This window comes from Pseudomonas sp. GW821-FHT01A09 (assembly GCF_058986725.1).
Map to the genome: position 1 here is coordinate 1 of NZ_JBYSWB010000054.1, position 15,046 is coordinate 15,046.

General features: G+C 63.1%; 16 protein-coding genes. 3 read left to right on the forward strand and 13 right to left on the reverse strand.

Annotated elements, in window-relative coordinates; all coding sequences use genetic code 11:
• Positions 1–217 precede the first annotated feature (217 nt).
• The 11 genes from AC3WJP_RS28580 to AC3WJP_RS28630 all read right to left on the reverse strand — a co-directional run bounded on the left by AC3WJP_RS28580 (position 218) and on the right by AC3WJP_RS28630 (position 10,049).
• Positions 218–700, reverse strand: a complete 483-nt coding sequence (locus tag AC3WJP_RS28580) for a DUF2878 domain-containing protein (RefSeq protein WP_493724512.1) — start codon at positions 698–700, stop codon at positions 218–220.
• A 2-nt stretch (positions 701–702) separates the two neighbouring features.
• Positions 703–1,965 (reverse strand): class I SAM-dependent methyltransferase, encoded by a 1,263-nt coding sequence (locus tag AC3WJP_RS28585; RefSeq protein WP_493724511.1) that lies wholly within the window; start codon positions 1,963–1,965, stop codon positions 703–705.
• Positions 1,958–2,776, reverse strand: coding sequence for a DUF1365 domain-containing protein (locus AC3WJP_RS28590; protein ID WP_493724510.1), 819 nt, complete (start codon positions 2,774–2,776; stop codon positions 1,958–1,960). Before AC3WJP_RS28590 ends, AC3WJP_RS28585 begins: the two co-directional genes overlap by 8 nt.
• Positions 2,773–4,014 carry an NAD(P)/FAD-dependent oxidoreductase gene (locus AC3WJP_RS28595; RefSeq protein WP_493724509.1) on the reverse strand — a complete coding sequence of 414 codons (1,242 nt, stop codon included), beginning with the start codon at positions 4,012–4,014 and terminating at the stop codon, positions 2,773–2,775. The genes AC3WJP_RS28590 and AC3WJP_RS28595 overlap by 4 nt, the downstream gene beginning before the upstream one ends.
• Positions 4,011–4,787: an SDR family NAD(P)-dependent oxidoreductase gene (locus AC3WJP_RS28600; protein WP_493724508.1), complete on the reverse strand. Its 777-nt coding sequence runs from the start codon at positions 4,785–4,787 to the stop codon at positions 4,011–4,013. Before AC3WJP_RS28600 ends, AC3WJP_RS28595 begins: the two co-directional genes overlap by 4 nt.
• Complete coding sequence (locus tag AC3WJP_RS28605; protein ID WP_493724507.1) at positions 4,784–5,221, reverse strand: nuclear transport factor 2 family protein; 438 nt, start codon at positions 5,219–5,221, stop codon at positions 4,784–4,786. Before AC3WJP_RS28605 ends, AC3WJP_RS28600 begins: the two co-directional genes overlap by 4 nt.
• Positions 5,214–6,665 (reverse strand): deoxyribodipyrimidine photo-lyase, encoded by a 1,452-nt coding sequence (gene phrB / locus AC3WJP_RS28610; protein ID WP_493724513.1) that lies wholly within the window; start codon positions 6,663–6,665, stop codon positions 5,214–5,216. Before phrB ends, AC3WJP_RS28605 begins: the two co-directional genes overlap by 8 nt.
• Positions 6,666–6,688: 23 nt before the next feature.
• Positions 6,689–7,651: a MerR family transcriptional regulator gene (locus AC3WJP_RS28615; RefSeq protein WP_493724506.1), complete on the reverse strand. Its 963-nt coding sequence runs from the start codon at positions 7,649–7,651 to the stop codon at positions 6,689–6,691.
• Positions 7,652–7,654: 3 nt separating this feature from the next.
• Positions 7,655–8,617: a YbgA family protein gene (locus AC3WJP_RS28620; RefSeq protein ID WP_493724505.1), complete on the reverse strand. Its 963-nt coding sequence runs from the start codon at positions 8,615–8,617 to the stop codon at positions 7,655–7,657.
• Between the two features lie 210 nt (positions 8,618–8,827).
• Entirely contained in the window at positions 8,828–9,067 is a 240-nt protein-coding gene (locus AC3WJP_RS28625) for a TIGR02450 family Trp-rich protein (protein WP_493724504.1), read from the reverse strand.
• On the reverse strand, positions 9,060–10,049 hold the full coding sequence (locus tag AC3WJP_RS28630; protein WP_493724503.1) for an NAD(P)/FAD-dependent oxidoreductase: 990 nt from the start codon (positions 10,047–10,049) through the stop codon (positions 9,060–9,062). The genes AC3WJP_RS28625 and AC3WJP_RS28630 overlap by 8 nt, the downstream gene beginning before the upstream one ends.
• Positions 10,050–10,249: 200 nt before the next feature.
• On the opposite strand from AC3WJP_RS28630, the gene AC3WJP_RS28635 reads away from it, so the two are divergent.
• Both AC3WJP_RS28635 and hemH read left to right on the forward strand, forming a co-directional pair.
• A complete protein-coding gene (locus AC3WJP_RS28635) occupies positions 10,250–11,152 on the forward strand; it encodes a TIGR01777 family oxidoreductase (RefSeq protein WP_493724502.1) in 903 nt (300 codons plus the stop codon).
• A gap of 13 nt (positions 11,153–11,165) precedes the next feature.
• Positions 11,166–12,185 carry a ferrochelatase gene (gene hemH, locus AC3WJP_RS28640; RefSeq protein ID WP_493724501.1) on the forward strand — a complete coding sequence of 340 codons (1,020 nt, stop codon included), beginning with the start codon at positions 11,166–11,168 and terminating at the stop codon, positions 12,183–12,185.
• A gap of 129 nt (positions 12,186–12,314) precedes the next feature.
• On the opposite strand, the gene AC3WJP_RS28645 is transcribed toward hemH, so the two are convergent.
• Both AC3WJP_RS28645 and upp read right to left on the reverse strand, forming a co-directional pair.
• Positions 12,315–13,577, reverse strand: coding sequence for a uracil-xanthine permease family protein (locus tag AC3WJP_RS28645; RefSeq protein WP_493724500.1), 1,263 nt, complete (start codon positions 13,575–13,577; stop codon positions 12,315–12,317).
• Between the two features lie 2 nt (positions 13,578–13,579).
• Complete coding sequence (gene upp / locus AC3WJP_RS28650) at positions 13,580–14,218, reverse strand: uracil phosphoribosyltransferase (protein WP_493724499.1); 639 nt, start codon at positions 14,216–14,218, stop codon at positions 13,580–13,582.
• A gap of 163 nt (positions 14,219–14,381) precedes the next feature.
• On the opposite strand from upp, the gene AC3WJP_RS28655 reads away from it, so the two are divergent.
• A complete protein-coding gene (locus AC3WJP_RS28655; protein ID WP_493724498.1) occupies positions 14,382–14,939 on the forward strand; it encodes a hypoxanthine-guanine phosphoribosyltransferase in 558 nt (185 codons plus the stop codon).
• Positions 14,940–15,046 lie beyond the last annotated feature (107 nt).

The window sequence follows — 15,046 nt, forward strand, 5'->3', positions numbered from 1 at the left end:
CCGGAACGCGGGAACCCCGAGCGTCAGCGAGGGGCCAATGTGGGGCGCCGCCCAGGCTGGAGCGCAAGCAGGGCCTGAACACACCCATCAGCCCCACCACCAAGCCTTTAGCCTTTAGCCTTTAGCCTTTAGCCTTTAGCCTTTAGCCTTTAGCCTTTAGCCTTTAGCCTTTAGCCCAGAGCCCCACAACACCACCAAGAACAGAAAAAAGCCCAGCTCAAATCCGCACCAACCGATGCAACAGCGGAAACACCACCGCCCAGATAACCGCCAGAATCGCCAGCGTCGTAGCCAGACCAAGCGGCATCCCCACCCCCGCCAACTTCGCCCCGGCGTAATACGACATCGGCCCCGATACCGCCCCCAAAACCGCCGCCAGCCACAGTGGCCGCGCCGTCCACGCCAGACAATGCCCCAAGGTCATCGCCAACAATGGCCACAGCAAACCCATCCATAACGGCGCCAGAAACCCCGGCTCGCTGAAGGTCAACACCCCCATCACCCGCAACTGCCCGTCCACCAACGCACCCAGCACGAAGGCCAGCAACATCAGCCGCCCTTCACTCTTCCACGCGCGGTACCAAGCCAGATGCCCCAGCAGTATCGCCAAGGCGCCCAGCAACCATAGGCTGTCGCCCCCCAGCACACAGATGAACCAGGCCGTCTGGAACAGCAGCGCATTGACCAGCTTGCCGAGCACCTTCAGGCGTCCAGACGCCCGAGCAAAGGTTGCGGTTGCGCTTGGGGCTTGGCGAACAGCAATTGCGCGGTGCCGATGGTGCGTTCCAGGAATCCGCCCTCGCAGTAGCACAGATAGAACTCCCACAGGCGCAGGAAGTATTCGTCGTAGCCCAACTCGCGCAGACGCCCGTGGGCCAAGCGGAAGTTGTCGTGCCACAGGCGCAAGGTGCGGGCGTAGTGCAGGCCGAAATCCTCCATGTGCAGCAGATTCATGTCGGTATCCTTGCCGACGATCTGCAGCATCTTCTGCACCGACGGCAGGGCGCCACCGGGGAAGATATAGCGCTGGATGAAGTCGACGTTGCGCTTGGCCTGCTCATAACGCTGGTCGCGGATGGTGATGGCCTGGATCAGCATCACTCCGTCGTCGGTCAGCAGCTCGGCGCATTTGCGGAAGTAGGTCGGTAGAAAGCGGTGTCCCACGGCCTCGATCATCTCGATCGACACCAGCTTGTCGAAGCGCCCCTCGAGGTCGCGGTAATCCTGCAGCAACAAAGTGACTCGATCACTCAGGCCTGCCTCATCGATACGCTGACGGGTGTAGGCGAACTGCTCATTGGACAACGTCGTGGTGGTCACGCGGCAGCCGTAATGCTGCGCCGCGTACAGCGCCATGCTGCCCCAGCCGGTGCCGATTTCCAGCAAGTGATCATGCGCTGTGAGGGCGAGCTTCTGGCAGATGCGCTCCAGCTTGTTCAACTGCGCCTGTTCCAGGGTGTCGTCCGGGCTGCGGAACTGCGCCGCCGAATACATCATGGTCGGGTCGAGAAACTGCTCGAACAGATCGTTGCCAAGGTCGTAATGGGCCTCGATGTTCTTCTTCGAGCCCTTGCGGGTGTTGCGATTGAGCCAATGCAGGCCCTTGACCAGCGGCCGGCTCAGGCGCGCCAGGCCCTGTTCCATGGCATCGAGCACGTCGAGGTTGCTGACGAATACGCGAATCACCGCGGTCAGGTCCGGCGTGGTCCAGTAACCGTGGATAAAGGCCTCGCCTGCGCCGATCGAACCGTTGCTGGCCACCAGGCCCCAGATCGCGCTGTCATGGATGTGAATCTCCCCCAGCAGCGCTTCGCCAGGCGTGCCGAACAGCAGGCGTTCGCCGCCCTCGTGGACGACCAGTTGCCCGTGCTTGAGCGCCTGCAACTGGCGCATGACCCCACGGCGCAGCAGCGAGCTGCTCAGGCCATGGGTACTGACACCGGCTTTGGCCGAAAAACTATTCATGGCGTGGCTCCTTTCGGGGGCGAGGCGGGGTGGGTGGCGCAGCGGCCTTGGCGGTACGGACCTGGCCTTCGGCGGGCTCATGGGCAAAGATCGGCATGCCCTTGAGCGCCAGGCGCAGGGCTTGCCAGTAGATCGACAGGCAGGTCTTGGCGGTCATCCACGGGAACAGCAGCAGATGCCGGTGCAGGGCTTTGCGGCTCAGCGCCTGTTGGTGCAGGTTGAGGGTGGCGTCGAAGACTTTTTCCTCGCCTTGCCAGTTGGCCATGTGCACGCCCAGCCGTTCGTCCGGCGGGCTGAAGCTCATGCGGTATTCGAGATTGCGCGGCAGAAACGGCGACACGTGAAAGGCCTTGGCCACCGCCACATGCTGATGGCCCTCGCCGCTGGCGGGCAGCACGTAATGGTAACGTTCGCGCCACGGCGTGTTGGTGACCTCGCAGACGATCGCCACCAGATGCTCGCGGTCGTTGAAGCAGTAAAAAAAACTCACCGGGTTGAAGGCCAGGCCCCAGGTGCGCGGTTGGGTCAGCAGGCAGATCTTGCCGTTGGGCGCCAGGCCCAGCGATTCGGCCACCACGTGGCACACGGCATCGCTGAGGCGCCAGCCATCGCGGGTGTACTGGCGCAGGTAGTCGCTCTCGCGAAAGCCGAACATCGCGAAGCGCCCGCTGCCGGCCAGTGGGGACAGGCCCAGCACCGCGTCTTGTTCATCCAGATCCAGATACAGCAAACCGATGCGATACCGAAACGCATGGCCCTTGGGCACGAAGCGTCGATGGGCGATCCAGCCGCTGTACAAGGCACTGTTCACAGGGCTTCTCCAAACGCCTGAGCGACCCGCAGGCCACTGACCACGCCGTCTTCATGGAAGCCGTTGGCCCAATAGGCGCCGCAGAACCAACTGCGTTGCTGGCCGTGCAATTCTTGCCAGCGCTGTTGCGCCGCCACCCCGGCCAGGCTGTATTGCGGGTGAGCGTAGCGGTAGCGCGCCAGCACCTTGCTCGGGTCGATGCGCTCGCTCTGGTTGAGGCTGACGCAAAAGGTGGTCGGGCTGTCGAGGCCCTGCAGCATGTTCATGTTGTAGGTCACCGCTGCCAGTCGCTGGCCCGGCTCGCCCAGCCGGTAGTTCCAGCTGGCCCAGGCCAGGCCGCGCTCGGGCAGGCGGCTGGTATCGGTGTGCAGCACCACGTCGTTGTCGGCGTAGGGCAGGGCGCCGAGTATCTGCTGCTCCGCAACGCTGGGCTCGGCCAGCAATTGCAAGGCCTGGTCGCTGTGGCAGGCGAAGATCACCTGGTCGAATCGTTCGCTGCCGCGGGCGCTGTGCAGGGTGACGCTACTGTCATCGCGTTCGACCTTGGAGACCGGGCAATTGGTATGGATGCACTCGGCGAAGCTGGCAGTGAGCGGCTTGATATAAGCGCTCGAACCGCCCTCGATCACCCGCCATTGCGGGCGGTTGGTGACCGACAGCAACCCGTGGTTGTTGAAGAAGCGCACGAAAAACGCCAGCGGAAAACCGAGCATGTCCGCCAGCGACATCGACCAGATGGCCGCGCCCATGGGCACTATGTAGTGCTCGATAAAACGCGTGCCGTAACCCTGCGCCTGCAGATAGCTGCCCAGGGTAGTGTCGGCGGCGATGCGCTGCGCGTTGAGGTCCGCCACGGCTTGCTTGTTGAAGCGCAAGATGTCGCGCAGCATGCCCCAGAACCCCGGCGACCACAGATTGCTGCGCTGGGCGAACAGGCTGTTGAGGGTGTTGCCGTTGTATTCCAGCCCGGGCGCGCGCACTGAAAAGCTCATCTCGGTGGGCTTGGAGCTAACGCCCAGACGTTCCATCAGCTTGATGAACTGCGGATAGGTCCAGTCGTTGAAGACGATGAAGCCGGTATCAATGGCATGGCGACGCCCCTCCACCTCGATATCCACGGTATGGGTGTGCCCGCCGATCCAGCTCGAGGCTTCGAAGACCTGGATATCGTGCTGGCGATTGAGCAGGTACGCGCAGGTCAGGCCCGAGATGCCACTGCCGATGATTGCGATCTTCATGCCTGTTCCGATTCCTTGGAGGTGTCGCGGACCATCCGCTTGGTCAAATGCAGTGACAGCCGTCTTGGCAGGCACGCGAGGGCACGCAGCGCAGTGATGAAGGGCCAGGGGAAGGCGATTTCCATCGGCCGTTTGTCCAGCCGTGCGGCGATGTGGCTGGCGGCCTTTTCCGCGCTCCAGAGCATGGGCATGGCGAAGTCGTTGCGGTCGGTCAGGGGTGTTTTGACGAAACCGGGGCTGACCAGGGTGACGTCGATGCCTTCCGCTGCCAGATCGACGCGCAGCGACTCATACAGATAGCGCACGCCGGCCTTGGACGCGCCGTAGGCCTCGGAGCGGGTCAGGGGCAGAAAAGTCACGGCGCTGGCGACGCCTACCAGATGCGGCCGATCGCCCATGCGCAACAGCGGCAGCGCGGCCTCGATGCAGTAGGCACTGGCAAACAGATTGGTCTTGACCACGCGCTCGATCATCGCCGCCTCGAACTGGCGTACATCGATGTACTCGCACGTGCCGGCATTGAGGATGACCTGATCCAAAGCGCCCCATGCGGCCTTGATGCGGGCGCCGATCTCGCGGACCTGCTGGGCGTCGGCCAGATCGCCGGGTACCAGCAGCACCTGGCCAGGGAAGCGCAGGTCCAGGGCCTGCAAGGGTTCCAGCGAACGGGCGCTGACGGCCAGGCGATAGCCCTGACGCAGCAAGCGCAACGCCAGTTCATAGCCCATGCCGCTGCTGGCGCCCGTCAGCCAGATTCGCCGCGGGCCACTCATGCCATGCGCCTTTTCAGCCAGGCGACGGCTGGACCCATCAGCGGCAAGTGTTCATAGAGCAGGGCGCCGGCATCGAAATAGTCGTGATGGCGCGTGACGCGGTCGTCGTGCCACTGCAGATGGGAGCAACCCTGCACCGCGATGGGCTGGCCCTTGTGCAGGCGCGGGTGGCTGTAGGTCATGACCCAGCGCAGGTAGCCTTCGCCGCCATCGGCATGCTGGTTGACGTCGTCGAAGCCGTGAAACTCGAATTCGAGCTGCTCGACATTGGCGTACAGCTGGGCGAAATAACGCTGCAACTCGGCCAGGCCGTGCACGTCGTGCAAGGGATCGGTGAAATGGATGTCGACGCTGTACAGCTCGCCGAGGCGCTGCAGATTGTCCTTGTTCAAGGCACTGAAGCCTTCGGCGAAGCGGTGCAGGAAGTCAGCCATAGTGGGCCTCGGTTTCGCGACGGTGGGGCAGGTTCTTGAACGCTGCCAGGGCGCGATCGCGGCTGGCGCCGAGATCGACGATCGGCGCCGGATAATCCAGCGCATCGAACAGGTCGCGACGCTTTTCAGCGCCAGGGTGATGGATCTCTTTCTTGTCCAGGCCTGCGAGCGCCGGCAGCCACTGCCGAATGAACACGCCTTGCTCGTCGAAGCGGCTGGACTGCGTGACCGGATTGAAAATGCGGAAGTAGGGCACCGAATCGGTCCCCGTCGAGGCGCTCCACTGCCAACCGCCATTGTTGGCGGCGAGGTCGCCGTCGATCAGGTGCTGCATGAAGAAGCGCTCGCCTTCGCGCCAATCGATCAGCAGGTTCTTGGTCAGGAACATGGCCGTGATCATGCGCAGGCGGTTGTGCATCCAGCCGGTACTGACCAGTTGGCGCATCGCCGCATCGACGATCGGGATCCCGGTGCGGCCTTCTTTCCAGGCCTGCAGGTCGTCCGGGGCGTTGCGCCAGGGCAGGGCCTCGGTGTCGGCCTTGAAGGCGCGATGGCGGGAGACCCGCGGGTAGCCGACCAGAATGTGCTTGTAGAACTCGCGCCACAGCAGTTCGTTGATCCAGGTGACCGCACCCGGGCTGCCGCTTTCGAACTCGCCCATATTGCCGTTGAGCGCTGCTTGCAGGCACTGGCGGGGCGAGATGACCCCGGCCGCCAGGTAAGCGCCCAGCTGACTGGTGCCGGGCTTGGCCGGCAAGTCGCGTTCGTCCAGATAGTGATCGATCTGCTGATCGACGAAGGTGTCGAGGCGCCGCTTGGCTTCATCTTCGCCAGCGGGCCAGAGCTGCTGCACGGCCTCGGGGGGCGTGGCAAAGCCGCTGACCTGCGCAGGGACAGGATCGCTGGCGATGCGCAGCGCAGCCTGCTTGCCGGGGCGCGGCAGCACCCGCGGCATCGAGGCGCGCAGGCGGTTGTAGCAAACCCTCTTGAACTGAGTGAATACCTGAAAGTAGCCGCCGCTTTTGGTCAGCACACTGCCCGGTTGCAGCAGCAGTTGATCCAGATAACTGTCGAAGCCGATGCCGGCTTTATCCAGCGCTTGCTGCACAGCCTGGTCGCGGCGGCTTTCGTTGATGCCGTATTCGTCGTTGCAATGCAGGGTCTGGATCTGCAGCTCCTGGCACAGATCGAGCAGCACCTTGGGTGCCTGGTGCCAATGGTTCGCGTGGCGGATCAGCAGCGGAATCTGCAGTTCGCCCAAGGCCGTGCTCAATTGCTGCAGATTGCGCAACCAGAAGTCGACCTTGCACGGCGCGTCGTCGTGAGCCTGCCATTGCTGCGCACTGATCAGGTACACCGCCACTGTCGGGCCCTTGCGGCAGGCCCGGTACAGCGCGGTGTTGTCGTGAATACGCAGGTCGCTGCGCAACCAGATCAGTTGCATGGGCTTCTCGTTATGGTTGTCCGTCATGCCTCGTACCCCTGCAGGAGGCCCAGTTGCTGCAGGCACTGCTGAGCGGCGAGTGGGTCATCGATCAAGTACAAGTGTTCGATCTCCTGGGCTTGTACGAGCAATTCGGCGCGGTGGATCACTACGGCCGGCCCGACGATAAGTTTTTTGCAATGGCAGCCCTGCAGCAGGCGCGGCAGAGCGTTGAGATTGAGCGCGCGGTTGGAGTACATCAGCACCGCGCGGGCGCCCAGACGCTCGATGGCCAAGGCCAGTTCGCCGGGGGGCAGCGGCCAGTCGAAGACTTCCACCGGACAATCGGCACTGCTGATCAGCCACGCCGACAGCCACAGTTGCGGCTCCATCGGCGCGTCCGACTGGTTGATCAACAACAGCGGTGCGCCACTGAGCTGGCGGTTGTTGTGGTAGATGCGCGCGCCGAACTTGCTGCGCAGCCAAGAGCAAAAGAACGTGCGCTCCATCTGCGCGCCGAACTGGCCCTGCCAGCGCTGGTCCAGGTCCTTGAGCAGCGGCTGCAGCAGGTGCTCGTAGAGGGTGCTGGGCGGGTACAGGGCCATCACCCGATTGAAGGTTTCGTCGACCTTGCGCTCGGCCAGTTCGCCGATGGCTTGCAGCAGGGCGCGGCGCAACGGCTGCCAATCGTTCTCGGTCTGGGCGTCGATAAGCGCGGCCGGAGCGTCGAGTAATTGCTTGACCTGGCTGACGGCGACACCGCGGGCCAGCCACGTCAGGATGGTCTGTACTCGCTCTACGTGGGCCTGGGTGTAAAGGCGATGGCCCTTGGCGGTGCGCTGCGGCACCACCAGGCCATAGCGGCGTTCCCAGGCGCGCAGGGTCACGGCATTCACGCCGGTCAGGCGCGCGACTTCGCGGATCGGCAGCCAGCCATCGGCGAGGGCCTGTTGATAGGGGGTGGGTGATTCGGCCGCAGTGGCGGCGACAGCATGGGAGCGGCTCATGATTCAGATCGCATTTCGCAGGCTTAGATTTTCCGGATGCGGCTGCAGGTAGACCTGTTGGCTCACATAGGGATCGGGGTGCAGGCGGAACAGGTGTTTGAGCAGGGTCAATGGCACCACCAGCGGCACGATGCCCTCGCGGTACTGGTCGATGAGCTGGCGCAGCTCGCGCTTGTCGGCGCTGTCGATGGCGCCGCGCAGATAACCGCTCAGGTGCAGCAAGACGTTGGTGTGGGTGCCGCGGGTGGCGCAGCGCCTGAGGGCGGCCATCAGCGCGCTGAAGTAGCGTGGTCCGACCTCACTGGCATCGCTGCGGCCCATGGAGCCGAGCATCTTGCCGATGGCCTTGTACTGTAACGGGTGGTTGGCCATGAGCTGATATTTGTAGCGCGCGTGGAATTCCATCAGGCCACGACGGCTCAAGCCTTGAGCCAGCAGCGCTTGCCAGTCGGCGTAGGCGTAGACACGGGTGATGAAGTTCTCGCGCAGCACCGGATCGCACAGGCGGCCGTCTTCTTCGATCGGCAGGTCCGGGTGGCGGGCGCAGAAGGCGGCGGCATAGATACCGCGTCCGCCTTCTTGCTGAGGAGCGCCGTTTTCGCGGTAGACCTTGACCCGCTCCATGCCACACGAAGGCGACTTGTGCATGAAGATATAGCCGCTGATGTCGTGCAGCTCGGCGGCCATTTGCTCTCCATACTCGGCCAGTTGGCGGGTGACGTTCAGCGCCCGGTTGACGGTGCCGACGGCTTGCGGCGCGTGGCTGTCGCCGACCAGGCGGATGGGTTCGCGCGGGGTGCCGAGGCCGATGGCCACTTCCGGGCAAACCTGGACGAACGTGAAGTGTTCGCTAAGGGTGCGGCTGCACAGCCGCGATTCCTTGTGACCGCCGTTGTAGCGCACTTCGGCGCCCATAAGACAGGCGCTGATGGCGATGCGGGGCTTGCTGTTGAGCGGCACTGGCATGGTGAACCTCTGAAAAAAGTTATACAGATGTATATCTCTGTACAATTTCTTTCATCATAGGTTCGCATGTGTACAAGTCAATTTTTTTGTACAACGTTGCCCAATCTGTAGCGAGGGGGCTTGCCCCCGAAAGGTGATCAGCTGCAGATGATGTGTCTGATTTGCGATTTTTCGGGGGCAAGCCCCCTCGCTACAGGGTGTTGGAGAGGGCTATTTCCAGCCGATGCGCCATTGCTCGGCATCTTGCAAAGCCTGCCAGGGCAACTGCTGAATATTGCCGGTCATCACCGCTTGCAGCGCCACGCCGATGACCGTTTGCTCGTCGGCATCGAGCAGCAGCTCAGTCACCAGAAAGTGTTTTTCCTTGTTGCGCGGCTGGGCTGCCGTCCATTTCGACAGCAGCAGCTTGCGTGGATTCAGGCGGTGGGATGCACCGCCGGGCTTAGGCATTCAGCGCGCTGATCAGTTTGCGTGCGGCTTCCTGACCGCTCAGCCAGGCGCCTTCGACTCGGCCGGACAGGCACCAGTCGCCACACACGTAGATGCCCAGGTCGGCATCCGCCAGCGCGCCCCACTCATGGCTGCTGGCCGGCCGCGCATAGAGCCAGCGGTGGGCCAGGCTGAAGCTGGGGGCGGGCACCGGGCAACTGAGCAGCTCGGCGAACGCGCCGTACAGATGCTCGATCACGGCGTCCTTGGACAGATCGATATGCTGGCGGCTCCATTCGCTGCTGGCATGCAGCACCCAGGTGTCCAAGCTGGCCTCCCGCCCAGGCTTGCTGCGATTGCAAGCCAGCCAATCGAGCGGACTGCCCTGCACGAAGCAACCTTGCATGGGCGTGTCCAGCGGCTGCTCGAAGCCCAGCGCGACGGCCCAGGTCGGGTCCATCTTGACCCCGGCGGCCACGGCGGCGAGCTTGGGCACCGTGGCCAGCAGCGCGGTCGCTTGCGGCGCTGGCACCGCACAGATCACATGGCTGAACGGCCCGTGACTGGCGCCTTCGGCGTCGAGCAGATGCCAGTACTGTTTGCCGCGGAACACTTCGGTGATGCGGCAGGAGAACACCGCGGCCATGTCACCGAGTTCGGCGCGGCCGATAGCGCCCATGCGCGGCGTGCCGACCCAGCGAGTCTGCTCGTCGGGCGAGGGGCTTAGCACGCCAGCGTTGGAGTTGTACAACTGCGGCGCCCATTCCTGGACCCAGCCCTCGGCTTGCCATTGCTGGACCTGGGACACGAAACGGCGGTCACGGGCAGTGAAATATTGGGCACCCAGATCGAGTGAACCGGCATCGCTGCGCTTGCTCGACATGCGCCCACCCGGGCCTTTGCTTTTGTCGAACAGATGCACAAGATGCCCGGCCTTGATCAATGCCTGGGCGGCGGAGAGTCCGGCGATACCGGTACCGATGATTGCGATAGGTACAGTCATAGTGGCCTCGTAACTTCTCTAAAGCACAGACTACGCTCAAGAACAAACCTGTACAATGGCGTTTTCCGGTACAACTTGACTGTACGCCGTTTTCTCGGTTGCTCTATGGTTTATCTGAGGAGCGGCGCAATACTTAAGCGCCTTCTCTTCATAAAAATAGACTAGCGACTTTGATCGAACGCCACACAAAGGAAGGTGACATGCATATATTGCTGACGGGCGGTACCGGTTTGATTGGCCGCGCCCTGTGCCGACACTGGTTGACGGCAGGCCACCAACTGACCGTGTGGAGCCGCGATCCCGGTTCGGTTCGACGTTTGTGCGGGGACGCGGTACGGGGTATCGAGCGCCTTGAAGAGCTCGGCGCAGAGCCTGTGGATGCGGTGATCAATCTGGCCGGCGCACCGATCGCCGACCGCCCGTGGACGGGCAAGCGCCGGGCCTTTTTGTGGGCCAGCCGCATCGCCCTGACGGAGAAACTGCTGGAGTGGCTGCAGGACCGCGGGCATCGACCAGCGGTACTGATCAGCGGCTCGGCGGTGGGTTGGTACGGGGATGCCGGCGAGCGAGAAATCACCGAGACCTCCACCCCCGTCAAAGAAGACTTCGCCAGCCAGCTGTGCATCGCCTGGGAAGAGACCGCCGAGCGCGCCGGCAATCTTGGCCTGCGGGTGGTGCTGATACGCACGGGGCTGGTACTGGCCAGCGAGGGCGGTTTCCTCAAGCGCCTGGCGCTGCCCTTCAAGCTGGGCCTGGGCGGGCCGATCGGCGATGGCCGCCAGTGGATGCCCTGGGTGCACATCGATGACCAAATCGCCTTGATAGATTTTCTTCTGCATCAGGACGATGCCCAAGGTCCCTATAATGCCTGCGCGCCGAACCCGGTGCGCAATCGTGAATTCGCCAAGCGCCTGGGCAAGGCCCTGCACCGCCCGGCCTTCCTGCCGCTGCCGGCGCCGCTGTTGCGCATCGGCCTGGGGGAAATGTCCGGGCTGCTGCTGGGTGGCCAGCGAGCGCGCCCGACACGGCTGCAAGCGGCTGGCTTCACCTTCCGTTTCACCGATCTGCAACCGGCCCTGGACGATCTGTCCGGGCGCCTCTGACATAGGATGCTGCATGACCGATCATGCCCTGCTGTTGGTCAACCTGGGCTCTCCGGCCTCGACCTCAGTCGCCGACGTAAAAAGCTACCTCAACCAGTTCCTCATGGACCCCTACGTCATCGATCTGCCGTGGCCGATTCGTCGCCTGCTGGTGTCGTTGATCCTGATCAAGCGTCCTGAGCAGTCGGCGCACGCCTATGCCTCGATCTGGTGGGAGGAGGGCTCGCCCCTGGTGGAGCTGACCCGGCGCTTGCGCACTCAGGTCGATCCGCTGTGGTCCCATGGCCCGGTAGAGATCGCCATGCGCTACGGCGAGCCATCGTTGCAGTCGGTGCTCGGCAAGCTGGCTGCGCAGGGCGTACGCAAGGTGACTTTGGCACCGCTTTACCCTCAGTTCGCCGACAGCACGGTGACCACGGTGATCGAGGAAGCGCGGCGCGTGGTGGCTGATGATCGTTTGCCGATCGAGTTCGCCGTGCTCAAGCCCTTCTATGATCAGCCGGAGTATCTGGATGCGCTGGCCGAGAGCGTGCGGGCCTATGTGCAGCAGGATTACGATCACCTGTTGTTGAGCTTTCACGGGCTTCCCGAGCGGCATATCAAAAAGCTGCTGCCCAAGGATGAGCCTCGTCACTGCCTGGCCGACGCAGACTGCTGCATGAAGGCGTCACCGCAGACATTGGCCGTCTGTTATCGCGCTCAGTGCATGCGCACTGCGCAGTCGGTGGCGCAACGCCTTGGCCTGCCGGCGGACAAGTGGTCGGTGGCGTTCCAGTCCAGGTTGGGTCGCGACAAGTGGATCGAGCCTTACACCGAAGCGCGCCTGGAGGCATTGGCGAAAGGCGGAGTGAAGAAGATTCTGGTGATGTGCCCGGCCTTCGTCGCCGATTGCATCGAGACCCTGGAAGAGATCGGCGACCGTGGCCGCGAGACCTTTGTCGAGGCGGGGGGAGAGGAGTTGGTGCTGGTGCCGTGCCTCAACGATGGCGCGCGGTGGGCGCAGGCGTTGACTGGACTCTGCGAGCGGGCCTGAAACCTGCGTCCTGCCAATCACCCTGTAGCGAGGGGGCTTGCCCCCGATTACGGTGAATCTGCGATAAAGATCTCGCGGGCACTGTTTTCGGGGGCAAGCCCCCTCGCTACATGGGATCGGTGCCTAGTCTCAATCCACCACGTTGTTCTTCCACTCGCCACCACCCGGCAGCAGCAGGTTCAGGGCAATCGCCACTACCGCGCACAGGGCGATGCCCTTGAGGCCGAAGTCGCCCGGGCCGGTGCCCGTGCCCACTAGCACTCCGCCAATCCCGAACACCAGGGTGACCGAGACGATTACCAGGTTGCGCGCCTCGCCCAGGTCGATCTTGTGGCGGATCAAGGTGTTCATCCCTACCGCCGCAATCGAACCGAACAGCAGGCACAGGATACCGCCCATCACCGGCACTGGAATGCTCTGCAACAGCGCGCCGAACTTGCCGATGAACGCCAGGCTGATGGCGAACACCGCCGCCCAGGTCATGATCTTGGGGTTGTAGTTCTTGGTCAGCATCACCGCGCCCGTCACTTCCGCGTAGGTGGTGTTGGGCGGCCCACCGAACAGGCCGGCCGCCGTGGTGGCGATGCCATCCCCCAGCAGGGTGCGGTGCAGACCGGGTTTTTTCAGGTAGTCGCGACCGGTCACGCTGCCCACCGCGATGACTCCGCCGATGTGCTCGATGGCCGGTGCCAGCGCCACCGGCACGATGAACAGGATCGCCTGCCAGTTGAACGCCGGCGCGGTGAAGTGCGGCAGCGCCAGCCAGGGCGCGGCAGCGATCTTGGCGGTATCGACCACGCCGAACCAGAAGGCCAGGGCAAAGCCCACCAGCACGCCCGAGATGATCGGTACCAGACGGAAGATGCCCTTGCCGAACACCGCCACCAGCAAGGTGGTCAGCAGCGCCGGCATGGAAATCATCATGGCGGTGCTGTAGGGGATCAACTCGCTGCCATCACCAGCCTTGCCCATCGCCATGTTGGCGGCGATCGGTGCCATGGCCAGGCCGATGGAAATGATCACCGGGCCGATCACCACCGGCGGTAACAGTCGATCGATGAAGCCGGTGCCCTTGATTTTGACCGCCAGGCCCAGGAAGGTGTAGACGAAGCCCGCCGCCATCACCCCGCCCATGGTCTCGGCCAGGCCGAACTGGCCCTTGGCGAGAATGATCGGGGTGATGAAGGCAAAACTCGAGGCCAGAAACACCGGCACCTGACGCCCAGTGACGATCTGGAACAACAGCGTCCCCAGCCCGGCGGTGAACAGCGCCACATTAGGGTCCAACCCGGTAATCAATGGCATCAGCACCAACGCGCCGAACGCCACGAACAGCATCTGCGCGCCCGAGAGGATCTGGCGCCACAGCGGGTCGTTGAACTCATCCTGCATGCTCAAGCATCCTTCTGCTTGGTGCCGAAGATCTTGTCGCCGGCATCGCCCAGGCCGGGGATGATATACCCGTGTTCGTTGAGTTTTTCATCGATGGAGGCGGTATAGATCTGCACGTCGGGGTGGGCTTTTTCGACGGCAGCGATGCCTTCCGGCGCGGCGACCAGGACCATGGCGCGAATGTCCTGGCAGCCGGCTTTTTTCAGCAGGTCGATGGTGGCGACCATGGAGCCGCCGGTGGCCAGCATCGGGTCGATGATCATCGCCAGGCGCTCGTTGATCTCGGGTACCAGTTTTTCCAGGTAGGTATGAGCCTCGAGCGTCTCCTCGTTGCGGGCGATGCCGACAGCGCTGACCTTGGCACCCGGGATCAGGCTGAGCACGCCGTCGAGCATGCCGATGCCGGCGCGCAGAATAGGCACCACGGTGATCTTCTTGCCGGCGATCTTCTCGACCTCGACGGTGCCGGCCCAGCCCTCGATGTTGTAGGTTTCCAGGGGCAAATCCTTGGTCGCTTCGTAGGTCAGCAGGGCGCCGACTTCCTGGGCGAGTTCGCGGAAATTCTTGGTGCTGATATCGGCGCGGCGCATCAGGCCGATTTTATGGCGGATCAGCGGATGGCGGATTTCGCGAATGGGCATGTGGAAAAACTCCCTGAACGGTCAGAAAAATGCGGGCTAGATTAATCTATTCGACACAATGTGTCTGTGAGCACATTGGACGTTAGTCCAGAAAAGCTTGATCTGATCGAAGCGGATGCGTACCTTTGCCCGCTTTTATTCTGCCACCCCCCAGGAGAGCGCCATGTCCGCTGATCTCGAGCACATCCGTCAAGTCATGCGCGAGGCCGATTGCCTGTACAGCGAAGCCGAACTCGAGGCGGCCATCGCCCGTGTCGGCGCGCACATCTGCAGCGAGCTGGCCGACAGCAACCCGGTGGTGTTCTGCGTGATGAACGGCGGGCTGATCTTCGCCGGCAAGCTGCTGACGCATCTGAATTTCCCGCTGGAAGCCTCGTATCTGCACGCCACCCGCTATCGCAACGAGACCCGCGGCGGCGATCTGTTCTGGAAGGCCAAGCCGGAAATCTCGTTCATCGACCGCGACGTGCTGATCATCGACGACATCCTCGATGAAGGTCACACCCTCAGCGCCATCATCGATTTCTGCAAGCATGCTGGCGCCCGTGCGGTGCACACCGCGGTGCTGATCGACAAGCTGCACGATCGCAAGGCCAGCCCGGATCTCAAGGCGGATTACGTGGGGCTGACCTGCATCGATCGGTTCATCTTCGGCTATGGCATGGACTACAAGGGTTACTGGCGCAACGCGGCCGGTATCTACGCCGTGAAAGGCCTGTAAGACGGTTCTGATCATTCCCTGTGGTGAGGGGGCTTGCCCCCGATAGCGGTTGACCAGTCACAGAGATGTCGCTGACACCCTTATCGGGGGCAAGCCCCCTCGCTACA